The sequence below is a fragment of the Flagellimonas zhangzhouensis genome, assembly GCF_900102925.1.
Classification (GTDB): Bacteria; Bacteroidota; Bacteroidia; order Flavobacteriales; family Flavobacteriaceae; genus Flagellimonas; species Flagellimonas zhangzhouensis.
The window spans coordinates 613756-632860 of record NZ_FNKI01000002.1; the positions used below are offsets into that span (position 1 = coordinate 613756).

The 19105-nt window shown below is 42.6% G+C and carries 18 protein-coding genes; 12 read left to right on the forward strand and 6 right to left on the reverse strand.

What is annotated here, in order from left to right; translation table 11 throughout:
- The first annotated feature begins 12 nt into the window (after positions 1-12).
- From BLQ18_RS09640 to BLQ18_RS09655, 4 genes are all read left to right on the forward strand, one after another.
- A complete protein-coding gene (locus BLQ18_RS09640; protein ID WP_090294826.1) occupies positions 13-852 on the forward strand; it encodes an RteC domain-containing protein in 840 nt (279 codons plus the stop codon).
- Between the two features lie 280 nt (positions 853-1132).
- A complete protein-coding gene (locus tag BLQ18_RS09645) occupies positions 1133-1411 on the forward strand; it encodes a helix-turn-helix domain-containing protein (RefSeq protein ID WP_090294828.1) in 279 nt (92 codons plus the stop codon).
- A gap of 3 nt (positions 1412-1414) precedes the next feature.
- Positions 1415-1954, forward strand: a complete 540-nt coding sequence (locus BLQ18_RS09650) for a hypothetical protein (protein WP_090294831.1) — start codon at positions 1415-1417, stop codon at positions 1952-1954.
- Complete coding sequence (locus BLQ18_RS09655; RefSeq protein ID WP_090294833.1) at positions 1951-2613, forward strand: ATPase; 663 nt, start codon at positions 1951-1953, stop codon at positions 2611-2613. The genes BLQ18_RS09650 and BLQ18_RS09655 overlap by 4 nt, the downstream gene beginning before the upstream one ends.
- 432 nt (positions 2614-3045) lie before the next feature.
- On the opposite strand, the gene BLQ18_RS09660 is transcribed toward BLQ18_RS09655, so the two are convergent.
- Positions 3046-7515, reverse strand: coding sequence for a restriction endonuclease (locus tag BLQ18_RS09660; protein ID WP_090294835.1), 4470 nt, complete (start codon positions 7513-7515; stop codon positions 3046-3048).
- A 33-nt stretch (positions 7516-7548) separates the two neighbouring features.
- Positions 7549-7842, reverse strand: coding sequence for a helix-turn-helix domain-containing protein (locus BLQ18_RS09665; protein ID WP_090294837.1), 294 nt, complete (start codon positions 7840-7842; stop codon positions 7549-7551).
- Positions 7843-8144: 302 nt separating this feature from the next.
- Between BLQ18_RS09665 and BLQ18_RS09670 the strand changes: the two genes are divergently transcribed.
- Genes BLQ18_RS09670 through BLQ18_RS09705 form a run of 8 tightly spaced genes read left to right on the forward strand, consistent with a single transcriptional unit; the run spans position 8145 to position 14887 of the window.
- The gene (locus BLQ18_RS09670) at positions 8145-8432 is read left to right on the forward strand and encodes a hypothetical protein (RefSeq protein ID WP_090294840.1); all 288 of its coding nucleotides are present in this window, start codon (positions 8145-8147) and stop codon (positions 8430-8432) included.
- Positions 8432-8710 carry a hypothetical protein gene (locus BLQ18_RS09675; protein ID WP_090294843.1) on the forward strand — a complete coding sequence of 93 codons (279 nt, stop codon included), beginning with the start codon at positions 8432-8434 and terminating at the stop codon, positions 8708-8710. Before BLQ18_RS09670 ends, BLQ18_RS09675 begins: the two co-directional genes overlap by 1 nt.
- A complete protein-coding gene (locus BLQ18_RS09680; protein WP_090294846.1) occupies positions 8703-11114 on the forward strand; it encodes a TraG family conjugative transposon ATPase in 2412 nt (803 codons plus the stop codon). The genes BLQ18_RS09675 and BLQ18_RS09680 overlap by 8 nt, the downstream gene beginning before the upstream one ends.
- The gene (locus BLQ18_RS09685) at positions 11111-11716 is read left to right on the forward strand and encodes a conjugal transfer protein (RefSeq protein ID WP_090294848.1); all 606 of its coding nucleotides are present in this window, start codon (positions 11111-11113) and stop codon (positions 11714-11716) included. Before BLQ18_RS09680 ends, BLQ18_RS09685 begins: the two co-directional genes overlap by 4 nt.
- Positions 11716-12555: a hypothetical protein gene (locus BLQ18_RS09690; protein ID WP_090294850.1), complete on the forward strand. Its 840-nt coding sequence runs from the start codon at positions 11716-11718 to the stop codon at positions 12553-12555. Before BLQ18_RS09685 ends, BLQ18_RS09690 begins: the two co-directional genes overlap by 1 nt.
- A 10-nt stretch (positions 12556-12565) precedes the next feature.
- Positions 12566-13192: a conjugal transfer protein TraK gene (locus tag BLQ18_RS09695; protein ID WP_090294852.1), complete on the forward strand. Its 627-nt coding sequence runs from the start codon at positions 12566-12568 to the stop codon at positions 13190-13192.
- Positions 13173-14105 carry a conjugative transposon protein TraM gene (gene traM / locus BLQ18_RS09700; RefSeq protein ID WP_090294854.1) on the forward strand — a complete coding sequence of 311 codons (933 nt, stop codon included), beginning with the start codon at positions 13173-13175 and terminating at the stop codon, positions 14103-14105. Before BLQ18_RS09695 ends, traM begins: the two co-directional genes overlap by 20 nt.
- On the forward strand, positions 14102-14887 hold the full coding sequence (locus BLQ18_RS09705; RefSeq protein ID WP_090294857.1) for a DUF4138 domain-containing protein: 786 nt from the start codon (positions 14102-14104) through the stop codon (positions 14885-14887). The genes traM and BLQ18_RS09705 overlap by 4 nt, the downstream gene beginning before the upstream one ends.
- Positions 14888-15169: 282 nt before the next feature.
- Here the strand turns inward: BLQ18_RS09705 and BLQ18_RS09710 are convergent, their stop codons facing one another.
- From BLQ18_RS09710 to BLQ18_RS09725, 4 genes are read right to left on the reverse strand one after another with little or no spacing between them, the layout of a single operon-like run.
- Positions 15170-17239 carry a copper-translocating P-type ATPase gene (locus BLQ18_RS09710; RefSeq protein WP_090294860.1) on the reverse strand — a complete coding sequence of 690 codons (2070 nt, stop codon included), beginning with the start codon at positions 17237-17239 and terminating at the stop codon, positions 15170-15172.
- Positions 17240-17258: 19 nt separating this feature from the next.
- Positions 17259-17552 carry a phosphoribosylpyrophosphate synthetase gene (locus BLQ18_RS09715; RefSeq protein WP_090294862.1) on the reverse strand — a complete coding sequence of 98 codons (294 nt, stop codon included), beginning with the start codon at positions 17550-17552 and terminating at the stop codon, positions 17259-17261.
- Positions 17553-17558: 6 nt separating this feature from the next.
- A complete protein-coding gene (locus BLQ18_RS09720; RefSeq protein ID WP_245668101.1) occupies positions 17559-18170 on the reverse strand; it encodes a hypothetical protein in 612 nt (203 codons plus the stop codon).
- Positions 18171-18205: 35 nt separating this feature from the next.
- Entirely contained in the window at positions 18206-19099 is an 894-nt protein-coding gene (locus tag BLQ18_RS09725) for a ribose-phosphate pyrophosphokinase (protein WP_090294868.1), read from the reverse strand.
- Between the last annotated feature and the right edge of the window lie 6 nt (positions 19100-19105).

The window sequence follows — 19105 nt, forward strand, 5'->3', positions numbered from 1 at the left end:
ATATGGAATACCATGAAATATCAAAAGCTGCTATCAGAATTTGAGGGACAATTGGATACCTTGGAGAGTGGGAACGGGGACGTGCTCTTCAAAGCGGAAAAAGGCATTGCCCTGGTGGAAAAAAGCATCCGTAAACTTCAAAAACAGATAACGGGGAAATCTTTTGAGACCCAAGCTGATGAAATTTACTTTTTCAAGCATGTCAAACCCCAGATCTTTAGCAAGTTGATTTATTATGTTCGACTCTTCAACATCGAGAGCAAACGGCCCAGGGGAAACAATGCCGCCCAGATCAAATACCTGCAGCACCAAATCGATAAGTTCCAGACCTTTTTTAATGATAACCTTGAATTTTATAACTATTACCGTCGAGGGGCCATGTCCCTTGATGAACAATATTTTGTAAGGGGCAACAGAGACCTACGATTACCCTTGGAATCATTTCATTTCCTTATCGATGACCAGTTCTCCACCTGTCAGGATGGGACTGTGGCCATCATCATGGCCTATGATATGCTTATTGTGTACCTCAGAAAGGAAGTGGACGACCTGCAAAACAATTTGGAACCCCAAAAGAACACACTTATGGAAAAACCTTCAAAATTATTTTGGACCGGTAGCAAGACCGATCTCATTGAATTGTTATATGCACTTCAATCCAGTAAATGTATCAATAGTGGGACTGTTGACATTAAGGAAATGGCATCTCATTTTGAACACTTTTACAATGTGGACCTGGGCAATTACTATCACACTTTTATTGATATCCGATCTCGAAAGAGCAGTCGCACAAGGTTTTTGGAAAGGCTTATCGAGAAGCTCAATGAGCGGATGGAATCCCTCGAAGAATAGGATTTGTTTTTCCCAAGTTGGTACCAACTTGGGAATTTTTGTTTTCAGACCTTTCGAGGAATCATTTTGCCCATTTTCAAGAAATTTCAATGATTCCAAAAGTCCAATTGGCATCAATACAATCTAAATTTTATTAAAAAAAATCCTTACCAAGTTGGTAACAACTTGGGAATTTTTTCCAAAAAGCTTTTTCAGTTTTGTTCCTGAAAGTCAAATCAGTGGAAGGGCCACCAAATTGAATGAACCCATGGCGGTGGTCCTTTTTTAAAACGTAAAAAGTATGGGAGCGACCATTATCACGTCAGAGGACCTCATGGAGTTCAAGATCGAACTACTGGAGGACATCAAGGAACTATTACAGAACAGCCAGACCCAATCGGGAAAAAAGTGGCTCAAATCCAATGAGGTCAGGGACCTATTGGGCATCTCACCCGGAACACTGCAAAACTTGAGAGTCAATGGGACACTGCCCTATACCAGGATCGGTGGTGTATTGTACTACGAATACCATGAAATCATGGAAGTACTGGAAAAGAACAAGATCCAAAACCGAATCTAAATCTTGGAAGAAATCAATTATATCAAGCACCTGAACGGCGTGTTGGCTCAAATTGCAAAGGACAACCGTTTGAACCCGACCCATATCAGCCTGTATATTGGGCTCTTCCAATTATGGAACCAAAATTATTTCGTAGCTGATTTCTATATCAGCAGGGAAGAGGCAATGGCCTATGCCAAGATAGGTTCAAAATCGACCTATCATCGCTGTATACGTGAGCTCAGCCATTGGAAATATATCCTGTATTCCCCATCTCACAATCCCTATAAAGGCAGTCGTATCAAGATGTTCAATTTTGGGACAAGCTATGGACAAGTATTGGACCAGCACCGTACCAAAATTGGGACAAGCAATGGACAAGCGTTGGTACCTATAAACAAACATAAACAAACAAATAAAAACAATACAAACAGGAAGAAACAAGAAAAATTAAAAAAGAAATTCTTTCAGGTTAATGAAAACAATGGCAAACGCACTCGCACTGTCCCAAATGAAGACAACCTTAGGACCGGTAAGGACAAGGACTACAATGAACCTCTATGAATTACAGGGCTCCACATATCATCACCGAAGGTGCCATCAACTATGAGCTGGGTTCATTGAAGGGCCGTGAGATAAGGTATGATTTTGAAAAAATCCTGTTCTATCTCGATGCAAAGGGAAAACTCCTGTTTGGCAGAAAATTCAAGATATACAAAGAAGACCGGGAGATTTTGTATAAACTTAGCCTCTACTTTATCCGGGACCGCGACCGTTGTAAACAGTTTGGAATCGATGTGGATAAGGGTCTTCTTCTCTCTGGTCCGGTAGGTTGTGGGAAAACCAGTCTGATGAAACTGTTCAAGTACATGGTCCCACACCAAAGGCCTTATGAGGTCATCCCCAGTCGAAACATTGTATTTGGATTCAATCATCTCGGATATAAAATCATTGGGGATTATGGTAATTCTCAATCCTTTTGTTTTGATGACCTGGGAGTAGAACCTCAAGGCGTCCATTTTGGTAAGGAATGCAATGTCATGGGGGAGATTCTGCTGTCTCGATACGAACTGTTCACTGAGCATAAGTTAAAGACCCATACCACGACCAACCTGAATGCCCAAGAACTTGAAGATCGCTATGGAAATCGAGTTCGCTCAAGGATGCGACAGTTGTTCAATTTGATTGCTTTTGATAAGGGGACAGGGGATAAGAGGAAGTAATGAAGGATTCCCAAATAAGAAAAGAAGTATGCCCCCTCTTTTCAATATCATAAACAATGGTTTTTAATTTAGGATCTAATCTAAAGGTTAGGTGAGATACATTTTTTGATGGATATTTTTCAGATTTTCCACTCTAAGTATAGACAAAGCAAATAGGCGTTGCGATATGGTCCATGAATTAATTGTTATTTTGTTGAATAAAATATATATGAAAGCAGCTCATTTTTAGTATTTATCTATCCATATTTTATTTAAGTGAAGAAAAGACTAAAATATCACATAAAAATAAAGTTAGGTCTGATTTACAATATGTTTGTGCTCTTTTTCGAATTTGGCTTCAACAACAACTTATACCTAAAAGCTACGGTGATTTTGCTAAATCCTAGTGGATACTTTAAAGAGTAAAACTTTTATTTACTTTCTTAAAACCCTCTAGGTTGTCAATCGAATTGCTTGATTAACAGAAACCCGTAAATGATTGTGCCTTAACATAGAATCGAAAATATCCAGGGTTCGATTGACCAATTTTCTGTTTTCTTTCAAATTCATGTTAAGTTTGGAATAAATCGATAAAATTAATTGGACAGGTTCATCCCTATAATATCCTCTTCTTTGTATATCCGGTAATCTATCAAATTTCATGTTTCCAACCAGTTTGAGGCATTCTACGGGATATTCTTTAGTACAACCCATGAGCAACTGTAAGAAATAGCTAGGTTGGGCAAGGCATAGCTTACTTTTGGAGTATGCAATAAGAAAAGAATAGGTTTCCTTGAAATTATTATTTTTAAATTTCCGTAAAACCAATCCTGAATATGCGGAAGCTATCTCTTCATTATCCTGATTTAGAAATTGATGCAAGATTTTAAATGACTTTTCATTAGGCATTCCGTTCCTTTCGAATAAATTGGCCTCTGCAATTTTAAGGGCACAGAGTTTTGCTTTATCACTTGAACGTACAAATCTTCTGTAAAGCTTACCATCATCTATATTATCATCGAGCCAGCTAAGTACGATTACATTACCTTCACTATGCAACTCCTCGTTTTTGATGATTTTCATGAAATACGGATACATTTCCTTATGAAACTTAACGTTAAAGTACTGGGAGGTACTAAAGGAGTTTCTAAGGATGTGAATATCATCGGACTGGATAAGGCTCATGAAAACCGTAAAGCTCCTTTGTAAGTCCAGATAATTCAAATATGCTAATTCCTGCATTACGGCAACCCTGACAGAAACCTGGGGATCGTGGACAGCTTTTTCCACCGTATCAAAAATGATTTCTTCAAATTCACTATGTTCATAGCACCACATCAGTTTATGGATGGCAGCCCCTCTGACTGTATTTAAACTGTCAAATGAAGGGTCATTTTCATTCATTGGCTTTTGGGGATTGGGATGGTTTTTGGCCTTATCACTCAAAAAGTTGACTAAAACTTCATCTACCTGATTATTTTGGATGAGATAGCCGGATTGCCAAATGGCATGTAGAGTGTTGCTCATGTCCAAATCGAGCTGAACAAACAAATCAAAAAGCCATTTTATTTGTTTAGGGCAATATTTAGCATCAATTAGACCATCTATCCCCTTGGAGATATAATCTGCGGAGATACCTTTTTCCTCAAACAATCCTTTGATAAAGTCATAGTATTTATCAGGATCATTTTTGACATTTTCGCCAAATGCCCTTGAGTGCTCATGCTTCCCTCCCTTAGGACCGTAGCCTTCGCGATAAGAATCATTGAATTTGGACATACTTTTCTTCCAGTTTTCCAAATCCATATGTTCATATGCTTTGGAAGATAACGGGGGACCAACGGCATATGCCCCGGAAGAGGATGAAATATCATGGGCCTTATCACTGTTGACGGCCCCAAATCTCCTAAAAAATTCCTGATAGGCCTTTTTCAATTCAGGTATCTGGTCAAGCTCATTTTTCGGGAGTTGTTTTAAAAAGTAGTAACACTTTTTGCCAAAACCACGGAATTGAATTTTCTGCTTTCCATCTTCATCTTCATATTTGTGGTAACCTAAATCATAGGGGCTCTTAATGGTCAACAAAATTTGGGCGATTCTTTTTTTGTTCTCATCGGAAAAATGGGAGAAGTAAGTTCCAATAAGCTGTCTGATGTACAATTGGAATTTATCGTCATAACCATTCAATCCACTTTTATGGTGGATGATATTGATTAATTCAAAAACTGGTTTGGGGTATCTAATACTATCATCATTTAAGGCCAAAACCAAAATTCTAAGAATAAAGACTGCATTGGAATCCTTATACTTATCAAAAAAGTCGATGATATACTTTTTGTCGGATAACTTTGATTTGAGATGTTTGACCAAAAAGTCTTGCAGGAAAATATGTGCATCCTTTTGGGTACTCAAACCATCAATGAATTTTGTACAATTGTAGAACGGACAATCTATTCCTTCATAATTGGAAGGCTCTTGATTATCATCGAGTACCTTTTCATATAACTGGAATATAAATTTGAATGTCTTCTCAGGACTATGTCCATAGAGCTTTTTGATCAACTCTTCCTGGTCGTGAGAAAATTCATTATGATGCCATGAACTATCAGAGTAAAAGATACTGTTGAAAATTGGCAAGAGTAAATTGAATACATACAGCTCATGGTGTTCAAATATTTTTTCAAGTTTTTGATAAAACCAAAAATTGTCCCTCCCTTTGGATTCTTCAAGAAAAGACATATATTTTTCAAAATAGGGGAGTAATTCCTTTTCCTCCCAGTCATCAAGATTCATCAGGATTCTTTCAATAAAATAATCCTTGTCCTTAAAATCCGGTAACCCCTCCAAATACTGCATTACCTGTAAGGGGGCATAGTTTACATTGTTCCTTAAAAAGATCCAGGCAACATTTCTCTTGTATTCAAATATTTTATCAGGATTTTTTTGCTCCAAAAAGTTCCAGTGGATTAAGGTTTGCCTCTTATACAATGTATAAACCTTCGTCAATACCTCATTGTCCCATAACAGGAACTTAGTCGGTATTCCCAATTCAATTAGATAGTTTGTCCAATCTTTGGAAAGTATGGAATGAAGAAATATGTCTTCATATATTTTGTTTTTCAAAATAATAGAATTGACAACCTCTTTTTCTAGGTAAGATGGGCTTTCCAAAATACCTAAATTGTTAATAATAAGGGATTTTATATGAAAACGATATTTGGATGATTTTAGGATGGATTGAATCTGAAGGATATATTTTTTATGGTCATATTCACGTAAATATTCAAAGACCATTTTTAGTATGGACCTTACCTCTAAATTTTGTTCGTTTTCATTAAGGTATGTATAGATGCTGTTTCCTTTTTCAACAAATTGCCTTGAAAAACAATAGTCATAAAATGTTTGATGGAAAAATTGAATGTTCTTGTTTTCAGATACTATTAACTGGTTGCTTAAAAGGTAGTTTAGCTCATTTCCATACTCAGAAAAGAATTGATTTTTAACAATTATCTGCTGTTCATCATACATCCTGGTCGCAATTTCATAGAGTAGTTTGGATAGGTTTGGATTTTGCTCCTTAGCTATCAATTCTTCCCAAAGCGTGTCATACAAGTCTTTTAGGGAGAAAAGTGTGTTAAGATTAATTTTATCCTTATGGGGCAGTTTGCAGAATATTTCCAAATGGTTTGGTGTCCTTAACAGTTCAATGACCTTTTTTTGGGAACAATTGATTTTAAACTTTTGAAGGATTTCGGAAACCTCATTTTCATTTAACAAAGACGCCTTGATGTTATGGAATTGGTTTGATTTGTAGATACTTAATTCGGCATCATATTTCAGGTCATAGGTTCTGGAAGATATTATGATTTTAATATTTTTTTCATCCAACAGCTCATTTATTACCCTACTATAGGTTTGAATATACTGCCTGTTGGAAGAGAGCGTTTGGGACAGGGCATCCAATTGATCAATAATAATAGTAAGTTTCCTTTTATGGATATTTAATGCTCTTATGATACTTGAAAATTTTATCCGATCATCCAAAAAGATTTTATTTTCCAATTCTTTAGGAGATAGGGCATAGTATTTGTCCGCTTTGATGCCTAAGACCAAATGGCCGTCCTTCACCAATTGATCATAAACGTCCTTAAGAATTACGGATTTTCCCATCCCTTTTTCTCCTTCGAGGACAAGGAGATTTCTTTTGGGGGATTTTAAATCTGCGTTTATCCAATCAATAATCTCCTTTGATTCTTTTCTGTGTATATGGGTATTGGGATTTATTGCAAAGTAGTTTTTTAAATTTGATAGGAAGTATGATGCTTTGGTAAACGATTTGTCAAAAACTTCAAAATCGATTTTTGATACTATCTGATTATAGGCCTCTTCCCCACAAAAAGCCTTGCACCACTCATCACCAAAAAAATCACACACAATTTGTGGATGGGTCTTGAGAGCGCTATTCAGGAAGGAGCTGTCCCATTTTACAATCTGTTTAGTATACTTTTTTTCAAATTCATCTTTTATTTCCTCAAACCTCGTTTGAAGCTTTACATCCATGAAATCGGCCGTAGTGCAGATATAGAATTTTATGGATTTATCAAACCATTCCCCTTCCTTAAATGCTGATATAACTTTGTTTAGGTCCGTGACGGTTATTGAGCTATATCTTTTACATTGAAATGTATAATACTTTTCCGGCTCTTTTCTAGCATAGATATCGATACCATCTTGTTTTTGACCTTTCCTTCCTAGGATTTCACAATCGGATCTTTGAAAGCCTTCAACGAATTCGACCATCCTCAAACAGAGTTTTTCAAAATCTTCCCAACCCATATCCCGTATGGGAAGTTCCATTTGATTCTTGCGAATCGGTAGGGTAGAATCTCTATTCGGTGGTTTGTCTAAATACTCCGGTTCCATTACACTTTGGGGATGGTTATATGTTCTTAATATCTACATGTTACTCGTCTTGACTTTTTTTGATAGGATTTTTATGATAGCAAAGGCATTAGGCTCATTCTTTAAATCTTCATAAAATTTCTCAGCATACCATAAGGTTAAAAGTTTATTGAAGTCCAACTCCAAAACTTTAGATAGTTTTTGAAGTTGTTTCTTTGTGGGTCTCCTATCATTATTTTCGATTTTACTTATCAGAGCTGTATCAACATCAATTTTGGAAGCCACTTGTCTAAGCAGTAGCCCTTTTTTCTCTCTGTTGGTTTTTAATAAATCACACAGGCTGTCCATTTGTCAAATATTAACTTGTCAAAACCTGTCAAATATATGAATATGGAACTGGATATTCGTCAAGTTGTAGGTCAATCACAGTAATAAGTTGACGTTTTTGACTCAATTCGTAGGTCATGGTTAAATTTTATCAACATTAGTTTGTGAACCTGCCTTTTAATTTGATGCAAATCGACATCAAAAGAATATATCTAAAACGAAATTTAATTTTACTGACAAATTGCTGATTATCAGTTATTTGAATTGGATATTCCTGTACTTTTCACATATCAATAATCGTCTAATTCTTAAACGTTTACGATATGCGAAAATCTTTCTTCATTACCCTGTTCTTACTTTTTACATCTAGTGCTCTTTTGGCCCAGATCGGGGGCATCGAGGATTCGGTCAACGATATTTCCGATACCATTCGGGCCATATTCCCTATCATTCTTGGGGTCATCTTTTTGGTGGGCTTCCTTTTTAATGCCGGACATTTCTTTGGGGAGAACGCTGACCTAAAAAGGGGCATTACCCGGGTCTTAGTCTTTGTGCTGATTGCCGGGGCCGTTGTGGGCATCTTTACCTATCTCATCGGAATCGTGGTCTGATGAAACAGTTCGAGGTCTATAGAAATATACGAAAGCGGGCCATGATCATGGGACTGTCCATTTCCCTGTTTGCCCTGATGATGGTGTCTATCATCTGTTCGCTTTTGATTATCATTTTTTCGTTTCATTTTGGTGTCATCGTGGGCCTACTGCTCTTCAATGCCCTGCTCTATGGGGCATTGTTGCAGTGGGTGAAGAAGCCTTTCCAATTGAAGGTGGTGCAAACCTTTCCCAAGACCATAAGCCTAAAACAAATGAACCCCATTGACTATGTCTAAGCTCAATTTCAATGCATATCATCCCATAATGGATATCCAGAACCATGTGGTCTTTGGGAGCAATGGTAATGTGGTGTTGTGTTATCAGGTGGTACAACCGGAGATTTACTCCCTTTCTGAAACGGATTTTGAGGAGCTGCACGGGATGTGGTTCCAAGCCTTTAAATCCTTGCCTGTGGGTACGGTTATCCATAAGCAGGATATGTACCAAAAGAAAGGATATGATGCTAGGAACTTTCCAAGGGATACCTTTTTGGCCAAGGCCACCCATGATTATTTTGTAGGTAGGGAGCATTTGGACCATCAGAGTTATCTCTTTTTTGTACTTCCTCTTGATAAGGCCCTTAATGCCACCAAATATGTCAATCCCTTTCGGAAAGTGGAGAAAGGATTGCACCGCAAATTGGATGTGCAGGTAGCGGAATTTATTACTACAATCAATGATGCGGTATCCTATGTCAACAATTCCAAAAGCATGTCCATGGTTCCCATGGAACCTGAAGCAATATTGGAGCATACCCATGATCATTTCAATGGGTTCAACCTAGGTTTTGATACGGATATCCAGCTAGGAAAAGGCCCCATAGAAATTGGTGACCATTATTTTGATGTGATGGCCATCAATAATGAAGATTGTTTTGGTGAAACCGTACAGAGCAGTGTGCCCAAAGGGAAATTCAGTTCGGATGGGTTCAGCTTTCACAAGGGTTTTTTGGACGGTCTCGGGTTGGAGTTGGGCGAGAACCACATCATCAACCAAATACTATATCTGGATGATACCCATCAATGGCGTAAACGATTGGACAAAAAAATAGAAGAACTCTCCAAGAGCTCCAATTTTGGTTCCCAGAACAAAGTGGTTCGCAAAAAGGTCCAACATATCTTGGACAAGATCAATGGGGATGATACCGCACGGATTGTTCGTGGCCATGTGAACATTGTTTTTTGGCATACGGAAGTTGGAGTGTTAAAGCGCATTGCCTCCAACATCAAGGCGCAATTGAAGGAACTGGATATACGACCCTATTATCCCAACGGGGAGGAGCGCAAAAATTATTTTTTGAACTCCTATCCCAGTTATGCCTCCAACTTTTCCAATGAAGATCTTTTTGTGATGGACCTGAAGGCGGCCCTTTGTCTGTACATTAACAATACCAATTATCGCTCTGATGTAACAGGAATCGTTTTTAATGATAGACAGTACAATATTCCTGTGGTCAAGGATGTATGGGACGAGGGGAAACGGCGTATCAAGGCCCGGAACTTTGCCATATTCGCCCCGACAGGGGAAGGGAAATCCTTCTTGGCCAATAACATTCTGCGCCAATACTTTGAGGCGGATGTACGACTGGTCATTATCGACCTTGGTGGTTCCTATGCCAAATTTGCCCAATTGTATCCCGATCATCACGTGGTCCTTCGCTATGAGCAAGGCAAGAACTTGGGCATTAATCCCTTTTATATCGCCGTTCCGTCCGATTTGACCCCTGAACGATTGGAAGATCTGGCCCTATTTCTTTTGGAGCTCTTGGCTGAAAGCCAGGTGACCAAATCCAAGGAAGTGGCCTTGAAAAAAGTGTTGTTGTACTACTATGGCAAGGTCAGGGAAGGGCATTCCCTAGCTTCACTATACCAGTTTGTTGATAGGAACAAAGATACCTTGATCGAAGAGACCCGGGTGCAGGAATCCGATTTCAATGTCTACACTTTTTTGCACATCCTTTCCGAATATGTGGACGGGGGACTGTACAGTTTTCTGTTCCATATGGCAGAAGATCAGACCTATAAAATAGAAGACAAGCGCCTGATTGTCTTTGAGCTGGACGAGGTGCGCGATAATAAGGAAATCCTGTCCGTAATGCTCAAATTGATCAAGTCCGCTATCCAACGCACCATTTGGCGAAACCGCTCGGAAAGGGGCATTATCCTGTTCGATGAGTTTGCCAAGCAGCTCAAGTTTCCCCATGTATTGGAGAGTGTGGAGTTTTATTACCAGGCCATCCGAAAACAGAACGGGGCCATTGGGATCATCCTTCAATCCATCAACCAGTTACCTGAAAATGCCACTTCGGCAAGTATTCTGGAGAACACGCAGGTCGTGTACAGTTTACGAAATGAAAAGGGCTATGATGAGCTGGCAAGGCGATTGAACCTCTCCGACCATGATTTGAACCAACTCCGATCTATTCGGAACAACCTAACAGGGGAACGCAAATACACCGAAATCTTTATCAAGATCGGGAAGGAAAGCAATGTCTTTCGCCTGGAGGTGCCCCCAGAGGTCTATGCGGCCTATCTCACCGATGGGGTGGAACATGGTCAGATCATGGAACTCTTTGACCAGTTTGGGGATATGGAACGGGCCATTACGGAATTCATAAATCAACAAAAGAAAATAATATGAGAATAGATTGGAAACAAACCTTATGGAAAAATCCCCGGTTATGGATCTTAGCGCTGTCCTTGGCCCTGTTATTGCCCGCAGGCGCTGCCTGCCAAGGGATGCCGGTGTATGACAATACGAACTTTATCAGCATGACCAAATCCCTGTTGGAATCTGCAAAGCAGACCTCTGAACTGCTAAAGACCGTGGAGTTTTTAAAGGAACAGAAGGACAATATTGTCAAAGTCAACAATACCATTAAACAATTGAAGGCGGTGCGGGAACTCGCACGGAACAATGAAATCCTTTTCAATACCGTGCAAAATGAATTGAGGGATATTTTGAATTCCCCCTATATCAAAGCCGGGGAGGTGGAACAGGTATCCAGAGCCTTTGAACAGATCATGGATACGGCCATTGATGATCTCGATTTTGTAAACCAGATTTTGTCCAGTGATTTTTTGAAGATGTCCGATGCGGAGCGCACGGCCATTTTGATGGAAAAAAAAGTGCAGTCGCAGGAAATGGTGGCCGAGTTGGAGGTCAAGACCCGACGCTATCGAGAGATTATTTCCTTTCGGAGGATGCAGGATATCATCAATAACCGGGAAACGGAATACTGATGGCGGGATACTTTTTGGGCATAGGATTGGAATATGTGGATGCGGTCTTCCAGACCATCAAGGACAGTGATTTCTCCCAATACACGATAGTGGGGATGAAGACCCTGGCCGTGCTGTTCTTTCTGATCAATATTTTGAAGAAATACAATGAGGGAATAGCTTCTACCGATGGCCATACCTGGGGGTTGACCCCAACGGAACTGGCCAAGAATTTTTTGGTGGTGCTCTTGGTCATCTTTTCAACTGAGGTATTGGGAGTTTTTGATGGGATTTTGGTCGCCATTGAGACCCAATACCGGGACACGGCTCCGGCACTCCTCCCATTACAGTTGCAGGATGTGGACCTGGAACGGGATGTGGGTGCCTTGGAAGCCGCCAAAAAGGCCATGGCACTCTTGTATGAGGCCTTGGTCACTCCTTTGTACGGATTAAAGGTCTTGGCCTTTATCATCGGGGTCATTCTTTGGTTTATGGACCTGTTCATCTATCCTTTGTTCCTTGCAGAGCGATATTTCCTATTGGGGATCCTACAGGCCTTTTTTCCCTTGGTCATCAGCTTGGCCGTCTTTGAAAAGTTCAGGCCATTGGCCTATAATTATTTCAAGCTCTATGCAGCAGTATATATGCTGGTTCCCGCCTTCTTTTTGGTCAATGTCTTCGTCAACAACCTTTATACGGAGATCAGTACCAACTTCTGGGGGAACCTCTTTGGTTTTGATTTTGGGCGTGAATTCTTTGCCTCCATCATTGAACTCGGGACCATTGGCTTTATTGTCTTGCTCAAATTTAAATTGTACCGAAGGGCGACCAGTTTTACCCTTCGATTGTTCACCGGTTAAATTGAAGTCTATGAAAACACCTTTTAAAAGTATTGTTCATGTGCTGCGGCTCAACCGTTTTGTGGTTCTTGGCGTGGTTATCGCCTCGGGTTTGGTCTGTATGGTTGCTATGGTCCTAGTGGGCAGGATATACCGTGAATCGTTGAACGGGGCCTTCGTGGTCAATGGGGAAGGGGAGGTCATACCGCTTTCCTGGGCCGAACAACGAGATCATCTGGAAGTGGAGGCCCTGGCCCATTTGGAACAGTTTCATAGGTGGTTTTATGGGGTGGATGCCGGCAGTTATGAGAAGAACATGGAGAAGGCCCTTTGGTTGGGCAATGCCTCCGTTGGTGCTGTCTTTCAACAGAAAAAGGCAGACGGTTTCTATAACCGGTTGTTGCAATATTCCCTTGTGCAAGAGGTCATCCGAATCGATACAGAGCTGGATTGGGATGGGTCTTCCTTTGCGTTTAGGACCCAATTGCACATACGGATCAATCGGGGAACCGTCACCGATACCTATGAACTGGTGACCTCGGGACATTTGATCCAGGTGGAACGGAATTTTCCCCATAATCCTCATGGATTGTTGATCACTGATTTTTTTGAAAACTCACTTCGTAAACTAGAAACTCATGAAAACACAGAAGAATAAAATAGTTTTTGTGCTGGTACTGGCATGTATGGTACTCTTTATCACCATATATAGCATCGTCACTTTTGGTAAGCCAAAAAAGGAAAGCCTTGATGTAGGGAGGATCCCCATGCCGGATCTGGAGGACACTTCGGTGGAGTTTGAAACCAAACTGGAAGCCGTGGAAGCCATCAAGGTGGAAAAACAATCCACGGCACCACAAGTGTATCCCGACCACATGGTGGATGATAAAGGGTATTTCAATCCCGATTATATGGAATATGAAAAGCAGCGTATCATAGACAGTGTCTTTGATACCAATGCCTTTACTGCGAAAAAAGTTTCTGTGTCGGATGCAGGCGTAATGCCCAGGTTGGGGACTGTAAAGAAGGTAAAGGTAGACGATGAAAAGTTGACAATGGGTTCCCCAAGGACGGAAACGGAGCTAGGATTGGTACATCAACTGTTCTTTGCCTCCAATCCAAAAAGGAACCGTTCCGATGGAAATTTACCAACTACTGCTGTGGCCAAGGTGTATGTGGATGGGGACCAGACCCTTCGGGATGGACAACGATTGGACTTGCGACTCGCCCATGACTATGTTGTGGATGGGAAAAGGATGCCAGGAGGTACCCGCCTCTATGGCTTTGTAAAGATAAGGCCCAACCGGGTGATGGTGGAACTTACCCGATTGGGGACAACCCTTATGGATATGCAAGCCTATGATGCCCAGGATGGGCAGGAAGGGATTTATGTGAAGAACCATCTGCGGGGTGAAGTGGTGGATCGGTCTTTGGATGAGGGCCTTGGAGAGATCAATGTGCCGGGTGTGCCCCAGTTCAATGGGATCAAACGCATATTTCAGCGTGATCAACGTACCGTTAAAGTTCAGATTTCCGACCATTATCAATTTTTCTTAATACCTAGATCATGAAAACACTAAACGTCATCATTGCAGTAATGCTAATGGCCTATGGGCACACCGTATCGGGCCAAAAGGTTTTGGACACCATCCAAGCCAATTCACAAATGAACGTGGCCCTCTTTTTTCCCAGTCCCATCAAACAGGCTATAACGGGAAACACTAAAGCGATCTTTACCTATAACCGGGAAGAAGCTCAATATTTTGGGCTATTGCAGTCCACAGCCAACACCATTACCAACCTTTTGGTGGTCACCATGGACGGACAAGCATATGAATTTAAGGTGGCCTATAGGGAAAACGTTGCCCAAACCCATTTTTTTGTGGACAAGGCGCATAGCATTGGTCCAGTACAGCCATTACCTGGTAAAAAAGGGGATTCCTTGGCTTCCCACACAGCTCGATTTCCTCTTTTAAGGGGATTGCCATCAAGTGATGGGAATGGTGCCTTGGCATCGGTGCGAAGAAAGGGAATCCGATTGCTGTTGAAAAGGTTGGTCTACCGAAACGCTCAAGTATTTATGGTTGTAGAGGTGCGCAACCGATCAGGCATTGATTTTGAAGTAGGCACCCTTGAGGCCCTAAGGATAAATGGCAGCTTGAAACGGAGATCCTCGTATCAAGAAACCAGGTTGGAACCCCACTTTATCTTTGAACGACCCAAAATTATTAAAACCGGGACTTCCCAACGATTTGTACTTGTGCTACCCAAATTTGTCCTATTCCATAAGGAGCATCTAAGACTGATTCTCTTGGAAAGCCGTGGAGGCAGAAGGTTGGAGCTCAACTATTGACCTATCGATAAAGAGAAGTGGAATCCCTTATAGGGTATACACTTTAACATGAAAACAAAATTTTGCCATAACAAAGGTTATAATGGTTACCAAGAAAGGAAATAAATTAGGAATGGTACACCTCAGGAAAAATGGAACTGGCTTCCAGCAGTATTAATACGAGAATCCAGTATTCTCTTCGTAGTGGCCTAATAGGATTGCGGGAACACTGAAAATTCGTATTGCTATTGGGAATGCACCCTTTTATATGCTAAATTGCTCTAATTGCCTATCATCCTTCGATTACCTTCCTATCTTACGTCTTAACAGCTGCGCATTGATGGCCACAATGATGGTGCTCAGGCTCATGAACACAGCACCGACGGCAGGGCCCATGACAAACCCTGAGGAATACAGTACACCGGCGGCCAACGGAATGGCGACCACATTATAGGCCGTTGCCCAAATCAGGTTCTGGATCATTTTGTTGTAGGTGGCCTTGCCGAACAGGATGAGATTGGCTATATCCTTGGGGTTACTGTTGACTAAGATGATGTCGGCGGTTTCCGCCGCAACGTCCGTACCGGAACCAACGGCAATGCCCACATTGGCCTTTGCAAGGGCCGGGGCATCGTTCACACCGTCCCCGGTCATGGCCACGAACTCGCCCTTACGTTGGAGTTCTTCCACTATTTCCACTTTTTGGTGGGGCAACACTTCGGCATAATAGCCATCCAAACCGAGTTTTTCGCTAACGGCCCTGGCCGTTTTTTCATTGTCCCCAGTGGCCATCAATACCTTGATGTCGTTCTTCTTGAATACCTGAATGGCCTCTTGGGATTCCGATCGTATCTCATCGGCCAGTGCAATGTATCCGGCCAGTTTTTCCTCGATCAACACAAATACCACGGTTTCGGCGGCATCGCTATAGGCGTCTTTGGGAATGGGAATGTTGTTGTCCCTTAAAAAACCGGGACTGACCACTTTTACCGGTTTGTCCTCCACGGTTGCCTCGACCCCTTTTCCAGTGATCGCATGAAAGTTCAAGGGATTGGGAATGGTGACCTTTTTCTCTTGGGCCCTTTTGATGATACCCACGGCAATGGGGTGTTCCGAGCTTTGTTCCAAGGCACTTGCCAGGCGAAGGACTTCATCCTGGGAATAGTTGTCATCGACCGATTGGATTCGGGTAACGCCAAAATCACCTTTGGTCAGGGTCCCCGTTTTATCAAATAACAAGGCCGATATCTTCCGGGATTCCTCAAAGGCGGTCCTGTTGCGGATCAATAGGCCGTTTTGGGCGGATACCGCGGTGGAAATGGCCACCACCAAAGGGATGGCAAGACCCAGGGCATGGGGACAGGCAATGACCATAACGGTCACCATGCGTTCCAGGGCATAAACAAAGGGGAAACCCAGGGCCAGCCATACCGCCAGGGTTCCAAAACCAATGGTCAAGGCGATATAGGTTAACCATTTGGCGGCCCTATCGGAAAGGTTCTGCATTTTGGACTTGGTCTTTTGGGCCTCTTCCACCATCGTGATCACTTTGTTGAGGTAACTATCCTTGCCCGTGTGCTCCACTTTGACCTTTAAGGTGCTGTTGCCATTGACCGAACCGCCGATCACCTTGTCCTTTTCCTCTTTCTTTACAGGTTTCGATTCCCCCGTGAGCATGGATTCGTTCAGGTAACTGCTGCCTTCGACGATGGTACCGTCGGCTGGGACCTTTTCCCCCGGCTTGACCAGTATGATGTCATCTTTCAATACCGCTTCCAACGGTATGTCCTCTATGGTTTCCCCTTTGACACGGTGTGCTTCGGCAGGCATCATGCTGACCAACAACTGTAAGGCTTTTGAGGCACCAAGGACGCTCTTCATCTCTATCCAATGCCCGAGTAGCATGATGGCTATAAGGGTGGACAGTTCCCAGAAAAAGTCTTGGCCCTTCAGTCCGAATACGGTGGCCGTGCTATAGAAATAGGCTACGGAAATGGCCATGGAGATCAAGGTCATCATTCCCGGTGCACCCTGTTTTATTTCTGACCAAAAACCTTTCAAAAAAGGCCATCCCCCATAGAAATATACAATGGTGGAAAGCCCGAAAAGAAAGTAAGGGTTACCGGGAAGCAGGAATTCATATCCAAAGAAATCCTGGATCATCGGCGATAGGAACAAGATGGGTATGGTGAGTACCAGCGTTGCCCAAAATCGCTTTCGAAAGTCGGCGATCATCATTTTGTGGTGGTCGTGGCCCATTTGGCCATGTGCGGGGTTGTGCCCCGAATGGCCCCCGGGGCCATGGTCCATTTTGGAGTGGTCGGTCTTATCGTGGTTCATCTGTGAATGGTCGTGGTGTTGGTGCTTTTCCATGATCGGTCCTTTTTATGGGTTATCGTAATTTTTTTCTCATTTTTTCAGAAATGTTTTCGGCATAGACGCCATAGGCATCCACCAGGATGCCCCTGATGCCATCCTTGGAGGATATGGCGTACAGCACGCTGTTGTCATCGGTGCTGCTCATCCCCTCAAAACGATGGGTCTGGTCGACCTTAAAGTCCTCCGGTCGAATTTCGATTTTAAGGGAAGCGCATTCCAGGCAATGGGGCTTGAGGTTAAAATCATAGGTATAGCCCTTTGCCTGTAAATCGGATATGGCTTCTGAAAGGGTATCGTAATTTTTCATGGGCTTTCAATTATAGGTCATCGTGAAATAACTTTGGTCCTCTTCGGTAAATTTCTGAAATTTCAATAAACCGTCCTCGTTCAATTCCTCCTTGACGGTATAGTGGAGTTGTTTTATCCGTATGCCCAGGGCATAGGCCTTGATCTCGATTTTTGAATCAAGTTCATTTTGCCCGTTGTCCCAAGTCCGCCCGTAGATCCGTATCAGGCTCTTGGATCCAAAAAAGTTCAAAAGGCCCGAATCAAAGGTCAACTTCATCTCAATGTCCCCAAGGTGGTCCAAGTCATACAGCCCCTTGAATCCCGTGGATGTGGCGTTGATCTCGGTCTCCTTTGAACCTGGGTCGGAAAACGGGAAGGCCATGACCATCATACTGGCCTGATCGGGCTTGCAGCTATAGAGGGTGGAGTAGGTGTCGGTCGGTTCGTTGTCCCTATCGAACATTTGTGCGACCACCTTAATGGCATAATTGCCATTTTTCTCCATGATCGCGCCGACTTTGAACGTTTGTTTGTTGAGCAATGCTCCTTGGCCATCAAAATTTTCCCGTACGATGGATCGGCCTGAAATTTGGCCGATAAGCATGTCCGTCTGTCCGTTCGCGGTGAGAGCGAACATCAGGAATGGGAACAATAACAAAAAACCTTGTTTTTTCATAAGTGATGCATCATTTTTTGTACTTCACTTGCCAATATACCACTCAAATCGATGGCATTCGATGGGTGGGGGATGGTATTGCAGGTCACCACATTCCCGACCCCGGCGGCCAATAGGTCACCATAGGCATTGCCCGAGAATACCGCGTGGACACCGATACAAACTGGTGGTTTCATGCCCGCATTTTTAAGATGGCCGACAGTCTCGATCATGGTTCGTGCCGTGGATATGATATCATCCACCAAGATCGGGGTGGCATCCCTGTAGGTATCTATTTCGGGGACCGAAACTTCCACGTCCCGATCGCCGTGGCGAATCTTTTGCAATACGGTAAATGGGGCACCGGCATTCTTGGCGACCTCCGAGACCCACTGCTCACTTTCTGAATCGGGGCCGATCAATACCGGATCTTTGATATGTTCCGTTATCCACTTGGATATGTTGTCGGCCGCGGGGATGACCTTGTTGGGGATGGTATAGACCTTGCCCAAGGAGGTGATCCTGTGCAGATGGGGATCCACCGTGACCATGCTATCGGCAAAGCCCGAAACCAACTTTCCGAAAAATGCAGCGCTCACACCTTCCCCTTCCTGAAAGATCGTATCCTGTCGCATATAGGCGAGATAGGGGGCCACCAAACAGGTACACTTTGCCCCGAGTGCCTTGGCGGTGTGGCTTAAAAAATAGAGGGGCAACAGTTTCTCATCCGGTTCGTGAAGGGTACAGACCAGGACAACACACTTGCCTTCCACCTTTGAAAGGATGCGTGTGTAGGATTCCCCGTCGGGGAATTTCCTCAAGATGGCCCTTCCCACTTCGGCATTCATTTGCTTGGCCATAAGGGCAGTGAGCTCTTCATTTCCGGGTAGACTGAACAAAATGGTTTCCATAGGTGT

Bases quoted from the DNA above. Each gene is read 5' to 3' on its own strand.
- BLQ18_RS09640 (WP_090294826.1), top strand. From the start codon at position 13: ATGAAATATCAAAAGCTGCTATCAGAATTTGAGGGACAATTGGATACC.
- BLQ18_RS09645 (WP_090294828.1), top strand. From the start codon at position 1,133: ATGGGAGCGACCATTATCACGTCAGAGGACCTCATGGAGTTCAAGATC.
- BLQ18_RS09655 (WP_090294833.1), top strand. From the start codon at position 1,951: ATGAATTACAGGGCTCCACATATCATCACCGAAGGTGCCATCAACTAT.
- BLQ18_RS09660 (WP_090294835.1), bottom strand. From the start codon at position 7,515: ATGGAACCGGAGTATTTAGACAAACCACCGAATAGAGATTCTACCCTA.
- BLQ18_RS09665 (WP_090294837.1), bottom strand. From the start codon at position 7,842: ATGGACAGCCTGTGTGATTTATTAAAAACCAACAGAGAGAAAAAAGGG.
- BLQ18_RS09670 (WP_090294840.1), top strand. From the start codon at position 8,145: ATGCGAAAATCTTTCTTCATTACCCTGTTCTTACTTTTTACATCTAGT.
- BLQ18_RS09675 (WP_090294843.1), top strand. From the start codon at position 8,432: ATGAAACAGTTCGAGGTCTATAGAAATATACGAAAGCGGGCCATGATC.
- BLQ18_RS09680 (WP_090294846.1), top strand. From the start codon at position 8,703: ATGTCTAAGCTCAATTTCAATGCATATCATCCCATAATGGATATCCAG.
- BLQ18_RS09685 (WP_090294848.1), top strand. From the start codon at position 11,111: ATGAGAATAGATTGGAAACAAACCTTATGGAAAAATCCCCGGTTATGG.
- BLQ18_RS09690 (WP_090294850.1), top strand. From the start codon at position 11,716: ATGGCGGGATACTTTTTGGGCATAGGATTGGAATATGTGGATGCGGTC.
- BLQ18_RS09695 (WP_090294852.1), top strand. From the start codon at position 12,566: ATGAAAACACCTTTTAAAAGTATTGTTCATGTGCTGCGGCTCAACCGT.
- traM (WP_090294854.1), top strand. From the start codon at position 13,173: ATGAAAACACAGAAGAATAAAATAGTTTTTGTGCTGGTACTGGCATGT.
- BLQ18_RS09705 (WP_090294857.1), top strand. From the start codon at position 14,102: ATGAAAACACTAAACGTCATCATTGCAGTAATGCTAATGGCCTATGGG.
- BLQ18_RS09710 (WP_090294860.1), bottom strand. From the start codon at position 17,239: ATGGAAAAGCACCAACACCACGACCATTCACAGATGAACCACGATAAG.
- BLQ18_RS09715 (WP_090294862.1), bottom strand. From the start codon at position 17,552: ATGAAAAATTACGATACCCTTTCAGAAGCCATATCCGATTTACAGGCA.
- BLQ18_RS09720 (WP_245668101.1), bottom strand. From the start codon at position 18,170: ATGTTCGCTCTCACCGCGAACGGACAGACGGACATGCTTATCGGCCAA.
- BLQ18_RS09725 (WP_090294868.1), bottom strand. From the start codon at position 19,099: ATGGAAACCATTTTGTTCAGTCTACCCGGAAATGAAGAGCTCACTGCC.